The organism is Paenibacillus taichungensis, assembly GCF_050994985.1.
Taxonomy (GTDB): Bacteria; Bacillota; Bacilli; order Paenibacillales; family Paenibacillaceae; genus Paenibacillus; species Paenibacillus taichungensis.
Map to the genome: position 1 here is coordinate 231577 of NZ_CP194720.1, position 22307 is coordinate 253883.

Here is a 22307-nt window from a genome sequence, read left to right on the forward strand (position 1 = left end):
AACGCAGAGATGCGATCTTTTCAGGTCTTTTTTGTGATAGAGAAGTGGGAGGATGTAAAAATGTACATATAATAAAATAAGTTATTGACAAAAAGTAAGTATATAACTTATACTCAATCCAAGAGATAAAGAAATTACGCAAAGACATACGAAACCCGATGACGAATCGGATACGTACATCATTCATGAGATAAAATGTGAACCAGGTGAAGGGGTTACGAAATACATTCATGAAGAAAAAATTTTAGCATAATATCTTTAATCTAAGAATACTATTTTGTATATATTGAATGGAGGAAAAGAAAATGTTGGATGTAGGATTGTTATTGATTCGTTTGGTGATTGGATTGTCGTTCATGGCGCACGGGGCTCAGAAACTGTTTGGATGGTTCGGGGGATACGGAATCAAGGGAACCGGAGGCTGGTTTGAATCAATGGGGATGAAACCAGGCGCATTGGTAGCGTTGCTGGCAGGGCTCGCTGAATTCGGCGGCGGATTGCTGCTGGCTCTGGGTCTGCTCACACCGGTAGGCGGCATTCTGATTGCTTTGACTATGGTTATTGCGATTGTGAAGGTTCATGGTGCGAACGGATACTGGTCCACACAAAACGGGTTTGAATATAACCTTGCGATCCTGGTGGTTGGTGTAGCACTGGCTTTGACAGGTGGAGGACAATACGCACTGGACGCATTAATTTTCTAAGAGCGGTAAGCGAAATGAATAATGAGTACCTGGACGCCATAATGATGGCGGAAGGGTGCTCTTTTTTTGCTAACGGAAAAGAGAATAATCTGCTGTACGTAATCGGTTATTTTCGGTAAAGATTATGGTACAATAGGAAAGTTGGATACTAAATCAGGTCTACGGCATGAATGAAGCACAATGCTTAGGGAGGATGAACTCCGTTGTAAATGTGTAAAATTAACATAGGATGCTTAACTGCCTAATATGCGAAATGCGAATGTACAATCAACCGGCATAGCCGGATTGCATAAAGATTGAATGGTAGACCGGCCTCGCCGGATTAACGTGAATGAACGGACGAAAGGGATAGAATCTATGAGCAAAGCTGCAGATAACATTCTTCAACAGGAAGTGGACAAACGCCGGACGTTTGCCATTATTTCTCACCCGGATGCGGGTAAAACGACATTGACCGAGAAACTGTTGCTGTTCGGGGGCGCTATTCGTCTTGCCGGTACAGTAAAAGCTCGGAAAGCAAGCAAACATGCAACAAGTGACTGGATGGAGATTGAGAAACAGCGGGGGATCTCAGTAACATCTTCCGTAATGCAGTTTGATTACCTGGGTCATCGCATCAACATCTTGGATACACCGGGTCACCAAGACTTCAGTGAAGATACGTATCGTACACTGACAGCTGCCGATAGCGCAGTAATGTTGATTGACGTGGCCAAAGGTGTCGAGGCACAGACTATTAAATTGTTCCAGGTTTGTGCGAAGCGTGGTATTCCGATCTTTACATTCATTAATAAGCTGGACCGTGAAGGACAAAGCCCGTTTGATCTGATGGAAGAACTCGAAAACGTACTGGGGATTCGCTCCGTACCGATGAACTGGCCGATTGGTACAGGTCGTGAACTTTGTGGCGTGTACGATCGGATGAAAAATCAGGTGGAATTGTTCCAAGGGGACGATCACTCGACGATTAAAGTACAAAAAGTGGATGGATACGAAGATCCGATCATTCGTGAGATGGCAGGAGATTATCTGCATGATCAGCTGTGTCAGGATCTAGAGCTTCTGGATGTTGCAGGAGACCAGTTCGACATGGAGAAGATACAACGTGGTGAACTGACACCTGTATTCTTCGGTAGTGCCATCAATAACTTCGGCGTGCAGACGTTCCTCGAGAACTTCTTGCAGCTCGCACCGAAGCCGGAACCACGTCGCAGTACAGCGGGTGAGATTGAACCAACGAATGAGAAGTTCAGCGGTTATGTCTTCAAAATCCAGGCGAACATGAACCCGGCACACCGGGATCGTATCGCATTCCTGCGGATTGTATCTGGTAAGTTCCAACGCGGTATGAGCGTGAAGCATAATCGTGTGGGCAAAGAAATCAAACTATCGCAGCCTCAGCAATTCCTGGCACAGGATCGGGATATTGTAGAAGAGGCTTACGCAGGCGATATTATTGGTCTCTTCGATCCGGGTATCTTCCGGATTGGCGATTCATTGAGCCAAGGTAGTGAGGTTATTTTTGACGAATTGCCAACATTCTCACCAGAGATTTTTGCCAAAGTTACGGTTAAAAATGCATTGAAACATAAACAGTACCAAAAAGGGATTGACCAGTTGACCGAGGAGGGTACGATCCAGGTATTCAACACCGTTAGCTTCGACGAGACATTGCTCGGCGTAGTGGGTCAGCTCCAATTCGAGGTATTTGAATACCGGATGAAAGGCGAGTACGGGGTAGACGTGCAGCTACAGCGTATGCCATATCAATTTGCACGCTGGATCGTGGACGAGAATCTGGACCCAAGTAAATTCCGGATCAACTCCGCTCTGGTGAAAGATAAAAAAGGAAATCATGTAGTCCTGTTCGAAAATGAATACGCGATGAGAACCGCAATGGACAAAAATCCAACGGCGAAATTCCTGGAGACAGCTCCATAAGTCGTTTTTTCCTAGAATAGTAAAGACAGAAGAAAAAAAACCTAAATCCCTGATCAGAGGGGTTTAGGTTTTTTTTGTCGTTCCCAGCGTTTATAGCTCATTAAGGATTTCGCCGCAAATATAACATTCAGTCATCTTTCAGTCTTAATTGAGCGGCTTTTTCCTTTTCTAAAACACGGGTATACACAAACAAGGTACAGCCTCCTGAGTTTTGCTCAGTGGCTGTACCTTATTTGGTTGGGGAGCCTAATTAGTCTATAGGGATATAACTGCCTTGCTCTTGGAGCAAGGCATCATCCAGACCAATGAGCCAAAATCCTTCTTTGCAGACAGAACAACGTGATGATGGTACCTTTCCCTCCAAGGCTTCAGTTATCTGATGGGTTGAACGGGAATGGTGTGCAGATGCTCCTGCGCGATTTGAATTAATTCTTCCTGCTTGGCAGGTTCCGTGTTCTTCCAGATCATTTCGAAAATGGCACCAAGTCCGGGTAATGCTGCTTCCGGTCCATCTACAGAACCTTCGATCATCTCCCGGAGCTGATCATCACTTTTATCATGAACCTTATGAACAATCGCTTCACGCAGGCTTAATGTAATTGGCATCGCAAGTCCCTCCTCGTATATTCGGCTGCTCTAATACTGTTCCCTGGGAAGCGTGAGCGCATTCAAGTTTATTGGGCTTTGTGGTATACTACGAAGGATATTTACATTTACCCTTTAATTGAAAAATGGACTACCAATAGATGCGTAATGCTGAAGTGCAGCGGGAGGTTAGACCCTAATGGCAAAAAAACAATATGCCGTCATTGGCATGGGACGGTTCGGATCAAGTGTAGCCAATGCGCTGAGCGGCATGGGATTCGACGTACTGGCCATTGATGCGGACGAGCAGCGGACCCAGGAAATGTCCAATGTGGTGACTCATGCCGTATCGGCAGATTCGACGGACGAAGAAGCGCTGCGTGCGCTGGGCATACGAAATTTTGATGTCGTCGTTGTGGCGATTGGTGAAGACATTCAGTCGAGTATTCTCACGACCCTTATTCTGAAGGATATGGGTGTACCGGTTCTGATTGTAAAAGCACAAAATGAGCTTCATGGTAAAGTATTGCAGAAGATCGGAGCAGACAAGGTTATTTATCCTGAACGGGATATGGGACTACGTGTAGCCCATCATCTGACATCTCCAAACATTCTCGATTACATCGAGTTATCTGAGGATTACAGCATTTTGGAGATGAGAGCGTCCGAGCAAATGATCGGTAAAAATCTGCTGGAGCTAAATATTCGTGCACGTTTCGGTTGCAATGTGATGGCGATTCGCAGTGGGAATTCGATGAATATCTCTCCGTATGCGGAGGATCGGATTGCGGACGGGGATGTGCTGATCATTGTTGGCCATAAGGACCATTTGACGAAAATGGAGCTTGCATATCCAAAGTAATAAGTACGTTGATGGGATGATGGAACATTCTTTGGTCGGATAATTTCAATTCGTCATGTTAACATGTTGATAAAAAATCCCGCAGACGGGAAGGATGGAAAGATGGATATTGTATCACCGCAAAATACACGTGTGAAGGAATGGGCACAGCTGCTGGAGAAAAAGCACCGTACCCGTCAACATAAATATATTATTGAAGGCATTCATCTCGTACAGGAAGCGCTGCGTGCCGGGGCAGATCTGGAATGTATCGTTTACGATGGGGAGCAGGGTGTACCCAAGGAACTGGCTGGACAGGAGGCTCCACTTCAGCGTGTGGAATGGATCAGTGTATCCCCTGCGGTTATCGCCAAGTGTACGGATACGATGACCCCCCAACCTGTTTTTGCCGTTGTACATAAAGGTCGTGAGCCGCTGCAAAGCTTGTTGTCGTCCTCCAAGGGGCTGGTCGTTGTATTGGACAATGTTCAGGACCCTGGTAATGTGGGAACGATCATTCGCAGTGCGGATGCAGCGGGAGCGGCAGGTGTTGTGCTCGGTGCGGGTTGTGCCGATGTCTATAATCCGAAAACGATCCGTTCGACGATGGGCTCATTGTTTCATTTACCCATCGTCGAAGGGCAGTTGGAGTCGTTGCTGCCTGAAGCAAAAGCTGCGGGTGTAAAGTTGGTTAGTACGTCTTTGCAGGCAGAGTATTCGTGCTACAGTTATGATTTTACACAAACGGTGTGGCTTGTGATCGGTAATGAGGGCAAGGGCATATCGGAGTCTACTGCACAACTGGTGGACGATGCGATTACGATTCCAATGCAGGGACAGGCTGAGTCACTTAATGCCGCGATGGCGGCAACGATCTTGTTGTTCGAGGCGATGAGGCAGCGGATGTTTAACAAATAAATAATTCCTGTCCAATTTTATTTTTACCGTCCCTAACTAAAATTAACTGTCCCCAAACCACAAAAGACTGGAGCCTGGTTGACGATTGTCCCAACCAGTTCTCCAGTCTTTTTCTCATCCCTGAAAGCATCACAGCAGGGATTCTTCATCCAAATCCCGAATAAATAATCAAGTAGAAACCCAGGCTACTCAAGGCTTTTGGGGATTGAAAGCTGTTGATTTAAACTTTTTCTCAAGCATTTCCCAGGCTTTTATCCAGCCAGTATACATGCCGATCCTTGTTTTTCTCAAGCACTTCTCTATCCTTTCAGGGACACGAATTATTAGTTGTTTTCGTTCACAATCGAACCAGTTTCTTTCCAGTTTTCAGGTCTTTTTCTCAGCGTTTTGGGGACACGAATTTTTATCTCGGAAATGGCGGTGAAGCCTTGTGGGGTAAGGGATTGGGGCAGATTGGAGAGAGGGTGTTTTGGGGACAGTTATTTTTAGTTTTCTACAGATGATTTAGCCGATGAATAATATACTTCGTTATCATATGAGGTAAGAAATATAAGCTTATTCCTACTTGAACGATGAGTGGGGAATGGGCTTTTTTGCATGGTCGGAGAAAGTGGAAATAAATAAATCGAACGATATGGAGCTGGTATGCCAATATATAGTGTAAGGAGGAAGGGGATGGATGATGAGTGAGGCAGAAAAGTACATAAAACTTGTGGAATTAACCCGGGCTGGCGATTACGAAGCATACGGGGAGTTATATGAGCTAACGGTGATGGATGTGTATCGCACTGTTCGTTTTCTGATTCGTGACTCATCTGACGCGGAAGATCTGGTACAGGAAATTTATATTCAGGCATACAGGTCATTAGAGCGTTTCGATTCGGAGAGAGCGTTTCGTCCATGGTTAATGGGTGTGACAATGCGACAGGTCCGAAGTTACCGGCGCAGACGATTGACGCAATTTCGTTTTAGCAAACGGATGGAAAAGTCTGATACGGGGCTTGAGTATGATTTTTCCGGAGACTTAATCAACAAACTGGCAAATCGTCCTCTGCTTGAGCAGGTACACCGATTGCCATACAAGCTGCAGCAGGCCATCACTCTTCACTATTTGAACGAGTACACGCAAGAGGAGATTTCAGGCATATTGGACATTCCGCTAGGAACGGTGAAATCGCGTATTCATGCGGCATTATCCAAGCTGAGACAGAATCAGAAGTTGGACCTATGTATTCGGGGAAAGGTGGAGGATTTGCATGAATCTCGATGAACAGCTGCGAACAGCCTACCAGAAAGAGACCAAAGACTGGACAATTCCTGAGAGAACAAAACATAAAATTATGAATGCTATTCGAAGTGAATCAGTTCTCAAAAGACATCGGAAAAAATGGCTGGTTACTTTGCTGCTGGCTGCTGTGCTCATCATTCCTACGGGAGCCTATGCGGGGTATACCTATTTGGCTAACGAAATGTATGGTTCACAGGAGAATATATCAGCGGTGGGTGGAACATCGGAGGATTATATGAGACTGGAAGAGAAGCTCCAGACAGCCAAAGCACACTTAAGTGAAGAGGAATTCATTCAATTTATGGATCTGATGAAGCAAATGGGGCAAATGGCTTTGAAGAATGCGGATCAACAGGGAGAGATGCACCCCGAGCAATGGAGTGTCACAGAACAGACGGAATTTAATCGTCTTACTGCAGAACTGGAACCTTTTTTTGAAAAGCTGGAAGCAGCAAGTGTAGACTCTCCAAAAGAACCTTTGGACCAGGAGCAATTTTGGAAGGAACAGCTAGCAATTGCAGAGACGAAGTTTTCCAAGGAGCAGTTTACCGAGTTCAAATCGTTATATGAACAGATGAAGCAGTATGAGGCCATGGTGATGGATCAGGATGGGAACATGCATGAAGACCGATTGTCTGCGGAGCAGAAAGAAGAACTGAAGCAGGTACGTGAGCAGATTTTTCCCTTCTTGGAGAAGTTGGGACTGGATGTACGCAAACCGGGTGAGTAGCTTAGGTAGTGTTCAGGGGCTGAGGAGCGAAAGGATTTCATTCCTTTTGCTCCTTTTTATTTTGTAGAGATGATTTTGTAGATAATCTTCTTATCTGCGTTGCATATTCAGCCGATACTGATGCGGCGTAGTGCCTGTTGCATTGCGGAAGACTTTGCAAAAATAAGATGGGCTGGACATGCCTACACGGTGGCCTACTTCCGGAACAGCGTGTGTAGTACTCGTGAGTAACACACAAGCATGACGAATACGGGTAGCCTGGGCGTAAGCAACGATGGTAGTTCCGGTAGTTTTTTTAAATATATGGGACAGATGATAAGGCGAGAGATGCAGTGTATCTGCGATATCCTCCAGATGAAAAGCTTCATTGTAGTGCTCTTCAATCCAATGCATGACAGCCTCAGCATGAGGATGCAGAGCGGAAGAACCCGCTGGGAGCGCAGTAGAGTTGGGAAACCGCCTGTCTTTCCAAAGGTAGCGAAGCTGTGCGAGAAGTCCAAGTAAAAAAAGTCGTGTATCCTCTTCCGCTTCATGTGGAAGCAACGTAGGCAGAATATCGGCAAATTGCTCAATCATCTGGACCAGTGGGGATGAGGCGGAAAGACGGATAGGTTGAAGTGGAGACGTATGTCCAAGAAGGTCCAATGTAAAACGATTGGATACGGCAAATTGCCGAGAGTGCGAGTTCAGCAGATGCTGCTCATACATCAGGACGCTGCGAATAAAGGGATGTTCTTTCGTGACTTGAATCTGGATCTGATGCAGCTGAAATGGACGGAATATCATCAGCGTACCCGGTTCAAGGGAGAAAGCCTGACCCTCGGTTATAAGCTGTCCATATCCATCATGGATATACGTGATTTCCATCTGTGAATGAGCGTGAAAAACCTCTCGGAACGCAGTGGTGGAGGTTCGACGGCATGCCAGATTAAATTGATCCTCAGTGATGATGGGCATTAGGAATGCCTCCCCTTCAAGAGCGCAATATAGTTTTATTTTATCACAAGATGAACGCATAAAAGCGCTTTATTATTGTGTATTGTGAAGGGAATAAGGGAGGTATACATTCATGTTAAAAGTAGCCATTATTGGAGCAGGCGCCATCAGCACAGCGCATATTACAGCGTATTTGGCATTTCCTGAACGATGCCAGATCGTAGCTGTGGTGGATATGTACACGGAAAAAGCACAGAAACGAATTAACGAATACGGATTGAAAGGAGCGCAAGCTGTTACCGATTACCATGAATTGCTGGATCAAAACATTGATTTGGTTTCCATCTGTACCCCTCCATATACCCACGCACCGATCACATGTGATTTTCTGCATGCAGGTACACATGTGCTTGTCGAAAAACCAATGGCCTCTTCTTTACAAGAGGCGGATATGATGCTGGAAGCGGCGCAAACGAGTGGTAAGCTGCTTTCGGTGGTGGCGCAGAATCGCTTTACAACACCGATGATGAAACTGAAAGATGTGCTGGATAGCAAACTTATGGGTCCCATTGTCCACGTACAGGTCGATTCGTTCTGGTGGCGGGGCCATAATTATTATGATCTGTGGTGGCGTGGTACATGGGAAAAAGAAGGCGGTGGCTGTACACTTAATCATGCGGTCCATCATATTGATGCGATGCTTTGGATGATGGGTCCTCCGGTGGAATTGCAGGCGATGATGGCGAATACGACGCATGATAATGCTGAAGTAGAGGATATTTCCATGGCGATGCTTCGATTCCAAGAAGGAGCACTTGGTATGATCACCAGTTCCGTGGTACACCACGGAGAGGAGCAGCAGTTGATTTTTCAAGGTAAAGAGGCCAGGGTATCTGCGCCTTGGAAGGTCGTTGCTTCTACGGCACGAACGAATGGATTCCCAGCACCCAATCCAGATTTGGAACAACAAATTCAGAAACTTGCTGACGAATTACCAGATGTTATTCATGTGGGGCATGCCGGACAAGTGGAGAATGTGCTAAACGCCATTGAGACAGGATCAACGCTTCTGGTGGATGGGAAGAGTGGTCGGAATACACTGGAACTCATTGTTGGTATCTATAAATCGGCTAGTACGGGAGAGAAGGTTACTTTTCCACTAGAGGGAGAGGATGCTTTCTATACAAGGGAAGGGATTATGAAAAATGCGGTGCATTTTTATGAGAAAAAGACAGCCGTAGAGAACTTCGAGGATGTGGAAATAACGTTAGGGAGAAAGTTGGAGTCTTAGTTAAATAAACATGGAAAAGAGGCCAGTCCCACAGATATTGTGAGATCTGGCTTCATTTTATTGAAATCCTATTTACAAAATAAAATCAATACACCCGATGTTTCCATCCATTTAATTTTGCGATGGCTTCCAGATAATAATAATCTCCATAGATCAGGGAGACATCGATGAAGGAATTGCCGCTGCCTGTGGCGTGCAGCAGAATTGATTCATGCTCTGGCTGATTCCAGACCGCATAGTTCTCTGTTAAGGAACGCAGAATTCGTTCGGCTGCATCGGCATAGAGTCGTTTCTCACCTTCAGGAACGGCGGCGGCCAGTTCCAGCAGACCGGATGCGGCGATTGCTGCGGCAGAGCTGTCCCGGGATTGATCATCCAGGGTAGGAAGTCTGAAATCCCAGTAAGGTACATGATCCTCTGGAAGCGCAGCAATAAAGTAATGGGCGATTCGTTTCGCTGTGTTCAGGAAACGCTCATCTTGGGTATAACGATACGTATTAGCGAATCCATATAACCCCCATGAGGTACCACGACTCCATGAGGACTCAGGAGCATATCCCTGTCCGCCAAAACATTCAATATAATGACCATCCACCGGGTCAAAGGAAAGGATATGTTTGGTTGATCCGTCTTCACGGACACCATACTGCATGGTCGTCTCGGCATGGCTAATGGCAATATGTTTGTAGCGGGGATCTCCCGTCACTTCTGAAGCCCAGAACAACAAAGAGATATTCAGCATGCAATCAATAATGGCCCAGCCATATTTGTCTTCATTCCACGCACGAATGAATTTGCCTGCCGGATTATAGCGTCCTGCAAGGAAATTGGCTGCCTCCAGACCACGTCTGAGAGCATCATCATCACCTGTAATTTTATGTTTGATTACAGCAGTAGAGAGAAACTGAAAGCCAACGTCGTGATGAAGCTCTCCTGTTGGTCTTACAAACCATTGCTCCAAAGTTTCATCCCACGACCATGCCGCATCCCGGTAGCTTTTCTCTCCTGTCATATCGTACATAATCCACAGCATGCCCGGCCAGAAACCTGAAACCCACCAATCGGTGTTGATGTTATCATACTTCCCATCATCTCCGGCAAAATGAGGACATTTATCCCCAATGTTTTTTTTCATCTCTGGCAATTTGTTTTCCAGCTTCTGCATGACTTCCTGCCAATATGTCGTAGTTACAGCGGATTCTGCCTTGGCCATGAGATAACCTCCTTAGGGTTAATTGGAAAGTTAAGATAACGCTTTCCTATAAGGAGATTATATCTTTTTAAAAATCTTAAAAGTTGTGTTAGGATATGAAGAAATGTTGCTCTGTTGTCATTGTGAAGAAGGAGGAACGAGAATGTTTGAACGTGTGGACTTTGAGGGAAATACTTTGGTGTGGGATTATCAAATTAAGTCTGTGAACGACTTCAAAGGATATTATCATTGGCATCAATGCGGAGAAATCCTCTATGTCCATGAAGGGCAAGGCATTGTGGTTTTGAATAATCATACCTATCCCATTCGTAAAGGCATGCTCTTCTTTTTTCAGCCCTATCAGCTGCATCACGTTTATGCCGAGGTGCATTCAGATACACCGTATGAAAGGAATATTTTCTATGTAGAACCCATTGTAATGGATCGATATTTGGAAGCGTTCCCGTATCGCCGTGCTTTTTTTTCAAGGTTATGGAAAGGCAGAAATCAACAGCAGGTTTTTGATCTAAGTTCATCTATGGATCAGGTGGATTGGATATACAAAAGTTATCACCAGTCACGCAGTCGAATTGGGGGAGAGTGGGAGGAATCAGTGCTGTTTTTGCTTCAACTCCTGAATGTTTTGGATCAACAAAATGATGTGGAACAGGAGAGGCAACCATACTTGGTCGAATCACGTCAATTAAGACATGCGGAGAAGATGATGCATTGGATTGAAGAGCACTATATAGATGAAATCAGATTGGATCATATGGCGAACGATATCCATTTATCCAAGTCTTATGCTTCCCGTATCTTTCAGCAAGAAACAGGAAGCAGTATTACGGACTACGTCACAGCCCGAAGACTCAAGCAAGCTTATCTTCTGCTGGAAACGACAACTTTTTCCGTTGAAGAGGTTGGCAGAAGGGCGGGATTTCCCAATGGCTCTTATTTCATTCAATTATTTCGCAAGTCGGCGGGAACTACTCCGCTTCAGTATCGGCAGCATTTTGAACGCAGTAGCAGACATTAAATCACATGAGTGTAACTGCTGATGTTATTAAAAGTAGCGTCAGAACATTATCGTAATGAAATTTAAAGTGCTATTTTAAAATTGCAATGTATTCGGAAGTTAAAGCGAAAATGAAGTTTTCTTTTCTAAAATAGAATGAATTTCTATACTTTCCTCAAAAGTACGTCCTACAGCCACTTATCGGCCCACCGTTCTACGGCGCTTAATGCGCGCCCCAACTCTGTGCCTTTGCGGGACAACATATATTCTGTCCGAACAGGGCGCTCCGTAACCACATGACGCACGACCAATCCCTCTTCCTCCAGTTCCTTCATCCGTTCATTAAGTACCCGTTTGCTCAGGTCCGGGATATAAGCGTGAATTTCACTGAATCGTTTGGGTTCTTCCATCAATGTATGAATAATGAGGGCTACCCATTTCCGGCCAATGATCTGATAAGACTGTTCCACCTTTTCGCATATTTGCTTGGCATTCTCATCATCGCTCATAATAGTACTCCTTTGATTTAGTTATGCTTATTATAGCATTAGTATACTTATTGTAACCTGAGTGTCCACAAGCCCTATGTGTAAAATGTCACATACCAATTGTTCTTAATGTTACCACATAAAGCGTTAACATTAAATAAAAACCCTATGAACACTGGTGTTCACAGGTTGGACACGATTGTTGACGAATTGTGACGACAGGTGTAAGATGGGTAACGTCAATTCAATTGGTTACAATTTATAACCTTGATTAAGGTTGTGGAGAGAAGGAATGTTCCATGTTTAATTCAGGTCAGATACACAAGCGGAGGTAAGGCGGGGAACTCCCCCACTAATTCCGTCTTTTGTCATGCTTGGATTTGAACATTTTGCATCATCATATACTATACTGCACAGATCACAGGAGGCACTCCAATGGACGCAATGACATTTGTCCTCTTCGGGGCAACAGGCGATTTAGCCAAACGTAAGATTTACCCTGCATTATATAATTTGTACATTGATTCGAAAATGCCGAAATCCTTCTCCGTTATCGGTCTTGGACGGCGTGAATTGTCGGATGCTGACTTCCAGGCGAATGTTGAAAAGTCACTGCATACCTTCTCCCGTCAAACACCGGAAGAAGAAGCTCAAGTTCGCGACTTCATTGGAGCTTTCCGTTATTGTTCTTTAAATAATACGAAGCTTGAAGATTACACCAAATTGCTGGAACTGGTTCAGAAACGTGAACAAGAGCTCAATATTCCTGAAAATCGCATGTTCTACATGTCGGTTGCACCGGAATTCTTTGAGCCAATCGCACTGAACATTCAAGAAAGCGGCTTGGGTAACACCAAAGGCTGGAAGAAACTTATCATCGAAAAACCATTCGGACACGATCTGCAATCTGCTCGTGAACTGAATGAGAAACTCAGCAATACCTTTGCAGAAGAAGAAATTTACCGCATTGACCATTTCCTTGGTAAACCGATGGTTCAAAATATTGAAACCCTCACTTACGCGAATCCAGTCATTCAGGCTTTGTGGTCCAATCGATACATTGCCAATGTACAGATTACGGCAAGTGAAACGGTTGGTGTTGAAGAACGTGCCGCGTATTATGACCAAAGCGGTGCCCTTCGTGACATGTTCCAAAACCATATGCTTCAGTTGCTGATGATGATTGGTTTGCACTTGCCAAAACGCTGCACACCGGAAGAAATTCAATTCAAAAAACAGAAGATCGCTGAAGCTCTTCGTCCATTGACGAAAGAGAATATTGCTGCCGAAGTCGTTCGTGCCCAATATGCAGCAGGCGAACTACAAGGAACTTCTGTTGTTGGATACCTGGACGAGCCTGACATTCCAGCTGGTTCTCAGAATGAGACATATGTTGCCGCGAGACTGTGGATCGATGATCCATTCTGGAGTGAAGTTCCATTTTACATTCGTACAGGTAAACGCATGGCTGAAAAATCAACCAGAATTGTTGTTGAATTCAAGGCTCCACTGAAAACAGGTCATGAATCCGAAAATACAACAGAGCCTAACCTGCTGACAATTGAAATTGGACCGAAAGAAAGCATCTCGCTTCAATTGAATGCGAAAAACCCACTCAACCAAGGTGAAGTGGAACCGATGCATATGAACTTCAACTCAGGTGAACGCAACATTCCGGAAGCTTACGAAAACTTGATCTTTGACGCGATGCGTGGAGATTCTACATTCTTTGCTCACTGGAACGAAGTTGAACTGGCTTGGCAATGGGTACAGCCGATCTTGGAAGCATTCCAGGAGGGCAGTGTGCCACTCGATACGTACAGCGCTGGTTCGCAAGGACCTGAGTCAGCAGATCGTCTGATTGCAGAGAATGGCTACCGTTGGTGGTAAAAGTAATGTAAGAGCAGCATCAGAGAAGAAAACACTACAGTCTGTTCTGCTCAATAATATACAAATTTTTATGAATTACACCGTTCCAATTTTGCATAAGTCCTTCCGGTAATACTCGGAAGGCCGCGAAAATTTTTGATATAGATTAGTTGGCTCAATCTAAATCAGTTCGTAACAATTACGCGCGAGTAGTGTAGGGGACGAAATCGATTCTGAAGAAGCGAAGCGTGCGCCTTTATCCCCGGATTTCCCCCTTGAGGGTAATGAAAAGAAATCTGGGGGTAAGAGCGATCGAAAGAACGATTCGTAACCGGAACGGCTACTGCGCCAAGGTTAAGCACTTATTTTGGAATTGGCCAGATAAAAATTAGAAATGTTCATAACAGGAGGAACTAGCAATGAAACTTGGACTTATTGGATTAGGTAAAATGGGATTAAACCTGGGTAGAAACTTGATTGACCACAAACATGAAGTGGTTGCTTTTGACTTGAACGCTGAAGCTGTTAATGAAATGAAAGAATACGGCGCAACAGGCGTATCTTCTTATGCAGAAATGGTGGCTTCCCTTGAATCCCCACGTGTATTGTGGATCATGGTTCCTCACAACGTGGTTGACGCTGTATTGGCTGAAGTAAGCCCGCTGTTGTCCAAAGGCGATATCATCATCGAAGCCGGTAACTCGCACTACAAAGAGTCCATCCGTCGTTACGAAGAAATGAAACCTAAAGGCATTCACTACATGGATGCTGGTACATCCGGCGGTATGGAAGGCGCACGTAATGGCGCATGTTACATGATCGGTGGCGATCCTGAAGCTTGGGCTGTAGTTGAGCCTGCATTCAAGGATACTTCCGTTGAAAATGGTTACCTGTATGCAGGTAAAGCGGGTAGCGGTCACTTCCTGAAAATGGTTCACAACGGCATCGAGTACGGTATGATGGCTTCCATCGGTGAAGGCTTCGACGTATTGGAGAAAAGCGGCTTCGATTTCGACTTCGAACAAGTTGCTCGTGTATGGAACAACGGTTCCGTTATCCGTTCTTGGTTGATGGAATTGACAGAGCGTGCATTCTCCAAAGATGCTAACCTGGATGAAATCAAAGGGGTTATGCATTCTTCCGGTGAAGGACGTTGGACAGTTGAAACAGCATTCGACCTGCAAACAGCTACGCCAGTTATCGCGTTGTCCCTGTTGATGCGTTACCGCTCCCTGGAAACAGACACGTTCACAGGTAAAGTTGTCGCAGCTTTGCGTAATGAATTTGGCGGTCACGCTGTAGAAAAAAATTAATTTATATATAACTGTTAACATATACGGATAATCGGGTAATGATGAGTATAGTTGTTTACAAAATTCATCAAGTGGAGGGAACATATCATGAAATTTTTCTTAGATACAGGTAATGTTGAAGAAATCAAACGGATCGAACGTCTTGGTCTGGTGGATGGAGTCACGACCAACCCGTCTTTGATTGCCAAAGAAGGTCGCGTATTTAAAGAAGTGATTCAGGAGATCTGTGGCGTTGTTAAAGGCCCGGTCAGTGCTGAAGTCATCGGACTTAAAGCCGAGGATATGTTGAAGGAAGCTTATGAAATTGCAGAGTGGGCACCGAATGTAGTGATTAAACTACCGATGACCGAAGATGGACTCTATGCTTGTCATGAACTGACCCAAAAAGGAATTAAAACCAATGTAACGCTGATCTTCTCTGCAGCACAGGGCCTGATGGCAGCGAAAGCTGGCGCAACTTACATCAGTCCATTTGTTGGTCGTCTGGATGATATTGCGGTGGATGGCATGAAGTTGATTCGCGATCTGCGTCTCATTCTAGATACGTACGATTTGCCTTCCGAAATTATTGCAGCAAGCATCCGTAATATCAAACATGTGGAGGATGCAGCCCTTTCCGGTGCGCATATCGCGACCATTCCGGGTTCGCTCCTGCCAACATTGTGGAAACACCCGCTGACAGACAGTGGCATTGAGCGTTTCCTGAAAGATTGGGAATCTGTTCCGAAATAATAAAATGTGGATAGGGTCTGATTCCTCAGAGCCATATTTCATTAAAAAGCCTTTCGACTTGCAGATAAACAAAATCTGCTGGCGAAAGGCTTTTTTAGTTGAAAGTGATGAGATCCCCGTACGAGCAGGTGCTGTCCTTCTTTTTCGGGACAACAGTGCATAAGGATAGTATATAGCCTATAGCTCATCCCGCAGGGGAGGGACGCCCGATGATGAGAAGACGATGGCGAAGCCGAAGACGCCGCAAGCCGCCAAGTGGCAGGCGCAAAATGTGGTTGATTATTTTATTGGTAACAGCGTTTTGTTTGATGCAGGGTTTCGCCTATGTAGACAAGAAAATGAAACCGCCCATCATGCATCTGGCCAAAATCAGAGTGAAGCAAATTGCAACGGAAGCGATCAATAAGGCAATTACTGCGCAGGTTTCCGAAGGTAAATCCACCGAAGGATTGATTGACTGGAAAACCGATACGGCTGGGAAAGTGTCCGGATTCATGCTGAATTACGATGAGCATATGCGGATCACTGCGAGTACGATGAACATCGTGCAATCCACTTTGCAGAACGTGCATATGTTAAAAGAAAAAATTCCGCTGGGGCAGGCGTTGGGCAGCCCGGTACTGGCATCCTTTGGTCCAAGTATACCGGTTCGTATTGAGCCTCAGGGAGCCGTCAAGGTGGATCTGAACACCCGTCAGCAGAACGCCGGTATAAACATGATTCTGGTTGAAGTGTACATTCACATCATTGCCGAAGTCGCGGTGGTGGTGCCCTTTGACATGGAACCCGAGACCGTTGACACGGAAATTCCGATATCTTACCTGTTGGTGGTCGGGGATGTGCCGATGTATTACTATGATAATCAGGGCAAGCCGGTGGGCAGCAACGGTAGCAACGCACCCGCAATTGCACTTCCATCCGGTCAGACTGGTGTTTCGAGTGGTCATGGAGGAGCACCGAATTCAAACTCTTCCAACCAGCAGCAGGCTCCAGCAAACGGTCTGAACGGAAATGGACTGGAGGTTGAGCCGGATTTGTCTGATCCGAATGGGGGATTGCAGCTTGACGTAGATGTAAACCACTGATGAGTCAAAGGCAAATATCGAATAAAAAAAACGGGGCCTCTATATGAGGTCCCGCTTTGCATTAAAAATCATCTCAATACTAAATAGATACTTCTTATCTTTTGTTCCAACCTCATTTTGCTTCATTTGCTTTTGGCTTTTTTCTGTTTGCGTTCTTCCTGCTCCCAATGCTTTAGATTCGGGTAAGGGTCAAATGACCATTCATTCAGCCCGCTATCACGATAGATCCCATAGTGCAGATGAGGAGGAAACTTGCCTTGTGTACCCGGTTTTCCATACCCTGAACTACCCACCCAGCCCAAAACCTGACCAGGGGTAACCACTTCGCCGATATGGGCGTTTTTGTCGAAGCCGGATAGATGAGCATAATAGTGGTAATGGTTGTTCAGATCACGAATACCGATACGCCAGCCGCCAAACGGATTCCAGCCTTTAATCTCCACGACACCGTAACAGGTACTGCGCACAGGCAGGCCATGTGGTGCAAAAATATCCGTGCCTTCATGAATGCGGTACCCACCCCAACTGCGTTTTGTCCCCCAGGTGCTGCGGTAAGAATAGTTGGTTCCGAGAGGAACGGGGAAGGCGTGATCAAAGAGATCGAGGTTGTCAAAATGCTCATATAATTTCGCGAATTGCTGAATGCGCTGCACCGCACGGGAGTTATGATAATATTCCCATAGAGCAATGTTGAAGTCCTCCGGCTTGTTCCCATAATTCTTAATAATGGAAGCCATGCTGTAGAGTACGTCCAGGTCATTATTGGCATCTGCTACACCATCACCAGAACCGTCACGACCATAACCATTGAAAAAGACAATGGAGCCCGGATGTTGATCCGTCTCATCTGGATTGAGCCAGCCTCTCCAGGCTGGGGAGGTCATGAATATGCCGGTCAGCCGTTCCGGATGTTTACGATCTTTCGGATGTGCACGCGAGATGGTTCGTTCGTATTGATCTATCGCTGCGAGCCTGTACCAGGGAATTTGGGTCATCTGACCAATGCTTTCATATAGATGTCGGCGTGAAGCGAAAATTTCCGCTGGTTTTTGCTTTACAGCCTGTGGTTTGGAATCAACGGCGGTGGGTTCACCGTAAACATCAACAGGCAAGAATGGGAGAAGCAGTGTGCCTGCAAGCAATGTTTTGATCCAAAAGGAATAAGTTAACCGCGATGTAAAGCGATCTTGCACAGGGAAGCAGCCCCCTTTCCAATGAGATGATGCACATGGTGCCCGGTGAACCAAGCTATAACCTAGCGTTCTTCAAAAGTCTTCATTTTATCCATGTAAGCATTTTGCATAAATCCAAAAAGCGACTTTCAATCAGCGAGAGGTAGATCGAAATGGGTTTATTCGTCTACCTCTCGTACTCGGGAGCGAAGGAATCGAATTATGCAAAATGCGGATGTAAGACATGAATGCACAAGATGTGACAAATGGGGGTTTTTCCAGCGCTTTCATGGTATAATATGTTCCGAGCAACAGCCTAACTTCAGTAGAAAGAAGGTTTATGCATTGGCTAAACGTGTTAAAGAACCGAAACCGGACTGGATTCGGATCAAATTGACAACCGGCGATAACTATCAGGAAATGAAAACGATGATGCGTTCCAAAACGCTGCATACAGTATGTGAGGAAGCACGGTGCCCAAATATTTACGAATGTTGGGCCAATCGGACGGCTACTTTTATGATTTTGGGCGACATTTGCACACGGGCATGCCGTTTTTGTGCGGTAAATACTGGCTTGCCGACGGAACTTGATTTGCAGGAACCAGAACGCGTGGCAGAGGCGGCAGAACAGATGAATCTGCAGCACTGCGTAATTACGAGCGTGGCGCGTGACGACCTGAAGGATGGAGGAGCGACGATTTTTGCGGAGACGGTGAAAGCCGTTCGTCGTCGTTTGCCTTTATGTAGCGTAGAAGTGCTGATTCCAGACTTTTTGGGTGACCGGGATTCCCTGCAGATTGTCATGGATGCCAAACCGGACATCTTGAATCATAACATTGAGACAGTAGAGCGGCTTTCGGACAAAGTTCGTGCCAAGGCAAAATACAAGCGTTCACTCGAACTGCTTGCTCGTGCCAAGGAAATGCAGCCAAATATCCCGACGAAATCGAGCATCATGCTTGGTGTAGGTGAGGAATATCATGAAATTTTGCAAACGATGGATGATCTGCGCGCTGTGGATTGTGACATTATGACGATTGGTCAATACTTGCAGCCATCTGAGAAACATCTGTTTGTGGAGAAGTATTATCCGCCAGAGGAGTTCGCATCATTGAAGCAGGAAGGACTGAAGCGTGGATTCAGCCACGTGGAATCCGGACCTATGGTCCGCAGCTCCTACCATGCCCATGAACAAGTGAAATCTGCTGCGAAAAATAGTGAAAAGGCGGCATCTCACGCATGATGGAGGAGACAGGTTTGGAAGAAGAAAAAAGTTCAGAACAGGTTGAGGAATCGGTTCAGGAGCCTGTACAGGACAAACCTAAAGAACCGGTTATTGTTCAAATCGGCGGAAAGAATTATGAAATCGTGCAGAACCACAAGGAAGGCTGGAATCCTGAAGTCTTCCGTGACCGTTACAGCGAAGTGCTGGAGCGGTACGATTACATTATTGGGGACTGGGGTTACAGCCAGTTGCGGTTGAAGGGTTTTTACCGGGACAACCACCCCAAAGCAACGAAGGATTCCACAATCTCTAGCATGGTGGACTATATCAATGAATATTGCAATTTTGGCTGTGCGTACTTTGTGCTTCAGAAGAGCAAAGATCAGCCTCAAGCCAAAGCAAAAAGCGGTTCCTGAGAAGGACCGCTTTTTTTGTTGCATACATTTAGTCCAAAAAAGCTGTGCGAACCCTGTTCCAAAACGGATACGGCCGGAAACGAGCAAAGCTGACCTTATGACGAGCCACTTGGCAGCGTACGGATATGAGATCTTCCACCATAACGTTTACGTGGTCAATGGTAAGTAGCAACCGCTGATCCTTACGTGAGAAGATATCACAGTGATGGTGCTTGGGCAAAATAACTGGTGAACCCAGCGTCCGATAGACGCGGTTATTAATCGATGCAATCTCGGCGATCTGAATGGCCTCGATCGTGGGATGCACCATGGCGCCGCCAAGCGCTTTGTTGTATGCCGTACTGCCTGAAGGTGTAGATACACAGATACCGTCACCCCGGAACATCTCAAACGTCACATCATTAATGTCGACCTGGGCAACCACCGTACCGTCTACACCTTTTAACGTAAATTCGTTCAGTGCAATATAAGAGGTATTGCCCGATTTTTTACGAATCTCAAGCTCCAATAGCGGGTACTCCACAATCCGGGGTTTGAGTCGTTCCGGGTCGCCTTTGCCGCTCATTAATCGAACCAGTTCCCGTAATTCTTCCTTCTTCCAATCGGCATAAAAGCCGAGATGGCCTGTATGAACCCCAACAAAAGCGATGTCCGGGATGCGGTCGATGAAATTGTGAAATGCTTGCAGCATCGTACCATCGCCTCCGATGGAGATGACAATCTCCGGCGATTCTGCATCCAGCTTAAACCCTTCCTCTTTTGCCAGCGCATGAAACTGCTGACTGAGATCAATCGATAACTGGTCTCCGCGGTCTTGAACATAGTATCTCAAGATGAAAGCTCCTTTGTGGTCATTATACTACCGATGATAATCAATTCCAGGGAAGAACACAACGTTGGATTGATATTCAGTTGAATATAAACACACAGGATGGCTTATTTTTTCATGCGTCGAGGTAAGAAAAAGGGACTCATCAGAGAAAGTATCAGTAGTAAAAGTAATACGACCCCAAGTACACCAATTCCCGAAAACAGGATCTGTGTCCAATCGGGTGTATACAAAAATAATTCTGGCTTGGAACCGTTTTGGAACAAAACAGGCCATTCTGAACCCCCCATCATCGGCAGCCACAACACAAGAACAAGTATGGGTGCAATGAGAGCGTGAATTGCTCTCGCAAACAAAAAGGGGCCATATCTCATGGGTGTGTTACTCAGGACACTCATGATCTGGGCATGGACGGATAATCCTCCCCAGGAGAGGACAAATGCAGCAGCAGCAGCTTTGTACACGAGCGGAATGGAAATGCCCGCTGCTCCTGCTTCCTTGGTTCCCAAAGTGACTTCAAATAATCCACCTACGAGACTGTGAGATAAGGCAGGGGGAAATCCCGTATATAAAAGCAGTTGTTCCGTAATGGCGTATAACCCGCCTAGCCATCCAGTTTGAACGAGTAATTCCAACATAACGGAGAAGAATACAACTAACCCTCCTACGATAATAATAAGGCGAAGGGATGAGGAGACTGCCTGGCGCAGCAATTCACCAAATGCCCGTCCATCAGCCTTTCTTGCCTCGTGCATTGCATAAATGGCTCGGAGCAGTCTGTTTTTGTGTACCTTTTCAGAAGCGGAGGGAGAGTCGCTAATCGACTGTTTATCCTTTACGGAGACATTTCCATGGAAGCGCATGAGCAAGCCCACAAGAAATGCAGCACCATAATGTGATGTGACCAGTATGGGAGCGATAGCTACATTATGAAAAAAACCGACCGATACGGCTCCAATCATGAAGATGGGATCGGATGATGTGGTGAAAGCAACGAGGCGTTCACCTTCTTCCCGAGTAACCAATTTTTGCTCCCACAATTGTGCAGTCAATTTGGCTCCAGTGGGATAACCGGAAGCGCAACTGACGGCAAACACAAAGCCACCACTTCCGGGAACGCGAAATAGCGGACGCATCAAAGGATTTAAGAGTGTACCCAAAAAATGAACAATGCCGAAGCCGAGAAGCAGTTCGGAAAGCACCAGAAAGGGAAAAAGGGAGGGAAAAAGCACGTCCCACCAAATGGATAGTCCACGTACACCTGCATGCCAGGTTTCCGTAGGAAACAGCACCATCAACACACACAGGATCAGAAGAGCTAATGGGATCAGGACATGGGTGATTCGTTGTGAAGCGGCCATGAATTCTTCTCCTTTATTTTTGGAATGGTCAGTGTGCAGCAGATCGCTGGTGCTTTTGCCATCAATATATGAGACAAAGCGGACAAACAGTACAAATTAATGTTTAGAAAGCGCTTGCAAAAGTGGCTGTGTTTTTAAGAGATGTATGCTAAAATGATAAAAACGCCTGGACGTCAACTATTTACCAAGAAGGTGGAATTAAATCGGATGGAGTGATGATTATGAGTCTTGTCACCGGAATCCTGGTTTGTGCTTTTGTTTATGTTATACGTGCCTCGCTTGTTCGCTCTGAAGAAGAGGACTGGCGAAGTTATTAATGAAATATTTGGTGCGCCAAACCTCATGTTTGGCGCTTTTTTTGTGCCTTCAGTACG

Annotated in this window: 21 protein-coding genes; 14 read left to right on the forward strand and 7 right to left on the reverse strand. The window is 45.7% G+C overall.

Annotated features, from left to right (window positions below; genetic code table 11):
* Positions 1 to 305: 305 nt before the first annotated feature.
* Together ACR1R9_RS01170 and ACR1R9_RS01175 are read left to right on the forward strand one after the other, a co-directional pair.
* Complete coding sequence (locus ACR1R9_RS01170) at positions 306 to 704, forward strand: DoxX family protein (protein WP_053783291.1); 399 nt, start codon at positions 306 to 308, stop codon at positions 702 to 704.
* 357 nt (positions 705 to 1061) lie between these two features.
* On the forward strand, positions 1062 to 2645 hold the full coding sequence (locus tag ACR1R9_RS01175; RefSeq protein ID WP_433923769.1) for a peptide chain release factor 3: 1584 nt from the start codon (positions 1062 to 1064) through the stop codon (positions 2643 to 2645).
* Positions 2646 to 3017: 372 nt separating this feature from the next.
* On the opposite strand, the gene sspI is transcribed toward ACR1R9_RS01175, so the two are convergent.
* Entirely contained in the window at positions 3018 to 3251 is a 234-nt protein-coding gene (gene sspI, locus ACR1R9_RS01180) for a small acid-soluble spore protein SspI (RefSeq protein WP_062324046.1), read from the reverse strand.
* 178 nt (positions 3252 to 3429) lie between these two features.
* Here sspI and ACR1R9_RS01185 point away from each other — a divergent pair, with 178 nt between their 5' ends.
* From ACR1R9_RS01185 to ACR1R9_RS01200, 4 genes are all read left to right on the forward strand, one after another.
* On the forward strand, positions 3430 to 4092 hold the full coding sequence (locus ACR1R9_RS01185) for a potassium channel family protein (protein ID WP_064635682.1): 663 nt from the start codon (positions 3430 to 3432) through the stop codon (positions 4090 to 4092).
* A gap of 102 nt (positions 4093 to 4194) precedes the next feature.
* Entirely contained in the window at positions 4195 to 4989 is a 795-nt protein-coding gene (locus tag ACR1R9_RS01190) for a TrmH family RNA methyltransferase (RefSeq protein ID WP_433921899.1), read from the forward strand.
* Positions 4990 to 5668: 679 nt separating this feature from the next.
* Entirely contained in the window at positions 5669 to 6259 is a 591-nt protein-coding gene (locus tag ACR1R9_RS01195; RefSeq protein WP_433921898.1) for a sigma-70 family RNA polymerase sigma factor, read from the forward strand.
* On the forward strand, positions 6246 to 7007 hold the full coding sequence (locus ACR1R9_RS01200) for a DUF3600 domain-containing protein (RefSeq protein ID WP_433921897.1): 762 nt from the start codon (positions 6246 to 6248) through the stop codon (positions 7005 to 7007). Before ACR1R9_RS01195 ends, ACR1R9_RS01200 begins: the two co-directional genes overlap by 14 nt.
* A gap of 90 nt (positions 7008 to 7097) precedes the next feature.
* On the opposite strand, the gene ACR1R9_RS01205 is transcribed toward ACR1R9_RS01200, so the two are convergent.
* Positions 7098 to 7964 (reverse strand): AraC family transcriptional regulator, encoded by an 867-nt coding sequence (locus ACR1R9_RS01205; protein WP_433921896.1) that lies wholly within the window; start codon positions 7962 to 7964, stop codon positions 7098 to 7100.
* Positions 7965 to 8076: 112 nt separating this feature from the next.
* On the opposite strand from ACR1R9_RS01205, the gene ACR1R9_RS01210 reads away from it, so the two are divergent.
* Positions 8077 to 9234: a Gfo/Idh/MocA family protein gene (locus ACR1R9_RS01210; RefSeq protein ID WP_076290944.1), complete on the forward strand. Its 1158-nt coding sequence runs from the start codon at positions 8077 to 8079 to the stop codon at positions 9232 to 9234.
* An 85-nt stretch (positions 9235 to 9319) separates the two neighbouring features.
* Here the strand turns inward: ACR1R9_RS01210 and ACR1R9_RS01215 are convergent, their stop codons facing one another.
* Entirely contained in the window at positions 9320 to 10447 is a 1128-nt protein-coding gene (locus ACR1R9_RS01215; protein WP_433921895.1) for a glycoside hydrolase family 88 protein, read from the reverse strand.
* A 142-nt stretch (positions 10448 to 10589) separates the two neighbouring features.
* On the opposite strand from ACR1R9_RS01215, the gene ACR1R9_RS01220 reads away from it, so the two are divergent.
* Positions 10590 to 11462, forward strand: coding sequence for a helix-turn-helix domain-containing protein (locus ACR1R9_RS01220; protein WP_433921894.1), 873 nt, complete (start codon positions 10590 to 10592; stop codon positions 11460 to 11462).
* Positions 11463 to 11629: 167 nt separating this feature from the next.
* On the opposite strand, the gene ACR1R9_RS01225 is transcribed toward ACR1R9_RS01220, so the two are convergent.
* Positions 11630 to 11950 carry a winged helix-turn-helix transcriptional regulator gene (locus ACR1R9_RS01225; RefSeq protein WP_024632671.1) on the reverse strand — a complete coding sequence of 107 codons (321 nt, stop codon included), beginning with the start codon at positions 11948 to 11950 and terminating at the stop codon, positions 11630 to 11632.
* A 414-nt stretch (positions 11951 to 12364) separates the two neighbouring features.
* Between ACR1R9_RS01225 and zwf the strand changes: the two genes are divergently transcribed.
* The 4 genes from zwf (at position 12365) to yunB (ending at position 16928) form a co-directional block, all read left to right on the forward strand.
* A complete protein-coding gene (gene zwf, locus ACR1R9_RS01230) occupies positions 12365 to 13819 on the forward strand; it encodes a glucose-6-phosphate dehydrogenase (protein WP_099858018.1) in 1455 nt (484 codons plus the stop codon).
* 398 nt (positions 13820 to 14217) lie between these two features.
* Positions 14218 to 15111, forward strand: coding sequence for a phosphogluconate dehydrogenase (NAD(+)-dependent, decarboxylating) (gene gnd, locus ACR1R9_RS01235; protein WP_163761027.1), 894 nt, complete (start codon positions 14218 to 14220; stop codon positions 15109 to 15111).
* Positions 15112 to 15198: 87 nt separating this feature from the next.
* A complete protein-coding gene (gene fsa, locus ACR1R9_RS01240; protein WP_024632668.1) occupies positions 15199 to 15843 on the forward strand; it encodes a fructose-6-phosphate aldolase in 645 nt (214 codons plus the stop codon).
* A gap of 209 nt (positions 15844 to 16052) precedes the next feature.
* On the forward strand, positions 16053 to 16928 hold the full coding sequence (gene yunB / locus ACR1R9_RS01245; protein WP_076290939.1) for a sporulation protein YunB: 876 nt from the start codon (positions 16053 to 16055) through the stop codon (positions 16926 to 16928).
* 122 nt (positions 16929 to 17050) lie between these two features.
* Here the strand turns inward: yunB and ACR1R9_RS01250 are convergent, their stop codons facing one another.
* Positions 17051 to 18121, reverse strand: coding sequence for a M23 family metallopeptidase (locus ACR1R9_RS01250; protein ID WP_076290938.1), 1071 nt, complete (start codon positions 18119 to 18121; stop codon positions 17051 to 17053).
* Positions 18122 to 18445: 324 nt separating this feature from the next.
* On the opposite strand from ACR1R9_RS01250, the gene lipA reads away from it, so the two are divergent.
* Together lipA and ACR1R9_RS01260 are read left to right on the forward strand one after the other, a co-directional pair.
* The gene (gene lipA, locus ACR1R9_RS01255) at positions 18446 to 19345 is read left to right on the forward strand and encodes a lipoyl synthase (protein ID WP_076290937.1); all 900 of its coding nucleotides are present in this window, start codon (positions 18446 to 18448) and stop codon (positions 19343 to 19345) included.
* Positions 19342 to 19743, forward strand: a complete 402-nt coding sequence (locus ACR1R9_RS01260; protein ID WP_256716890.1) for a YutD family protein — start codon at positions 19342 to 19344, stop codon at positions 19741 to 19743. Before lipA ends, ACR1R9_RS01260 begins: the two co-directional genes overlap by 4 nt.
* Before the next feature lie 28 nt (positions 19744 to 19771).
* Here the strand turns inward: ACR1R9_RS01260 and ACR1R9_RS01265 are convergent, their stop codons facing one another.
* Both ACR1R9_RS01265 and ylbJ read right to left on the reverse strand, forming a co-directional pair.
* The gene (locus tag ACR1R9_RS01265; protein WP_024634403.1) at positions 19772 to 20575 is read right to left on the reverse strand and encodes an NAD kinase; all 804 of its coding nucleotides are present in this window, start codon (positions 20573 to 20575) and stop codon (positions 19772 to 19774) included.
* A gap of 104 nt (positions 20576 to 20679) precedes the next feature.
* Positions 20680 to 21933, reverse strand: a complete 1254-nt coding sequence (gene ylbJ / locus ACR1R9_RS01270; RefSeq protein ID WP_433948836.1) for a sporulation integral membrane protein YlbJ — start codon at positions 21931 to 21933, stop codon at positions 20680 to 20682.
* Positions 21934 to 22307 lie beyond the last annotated feature (374 nt).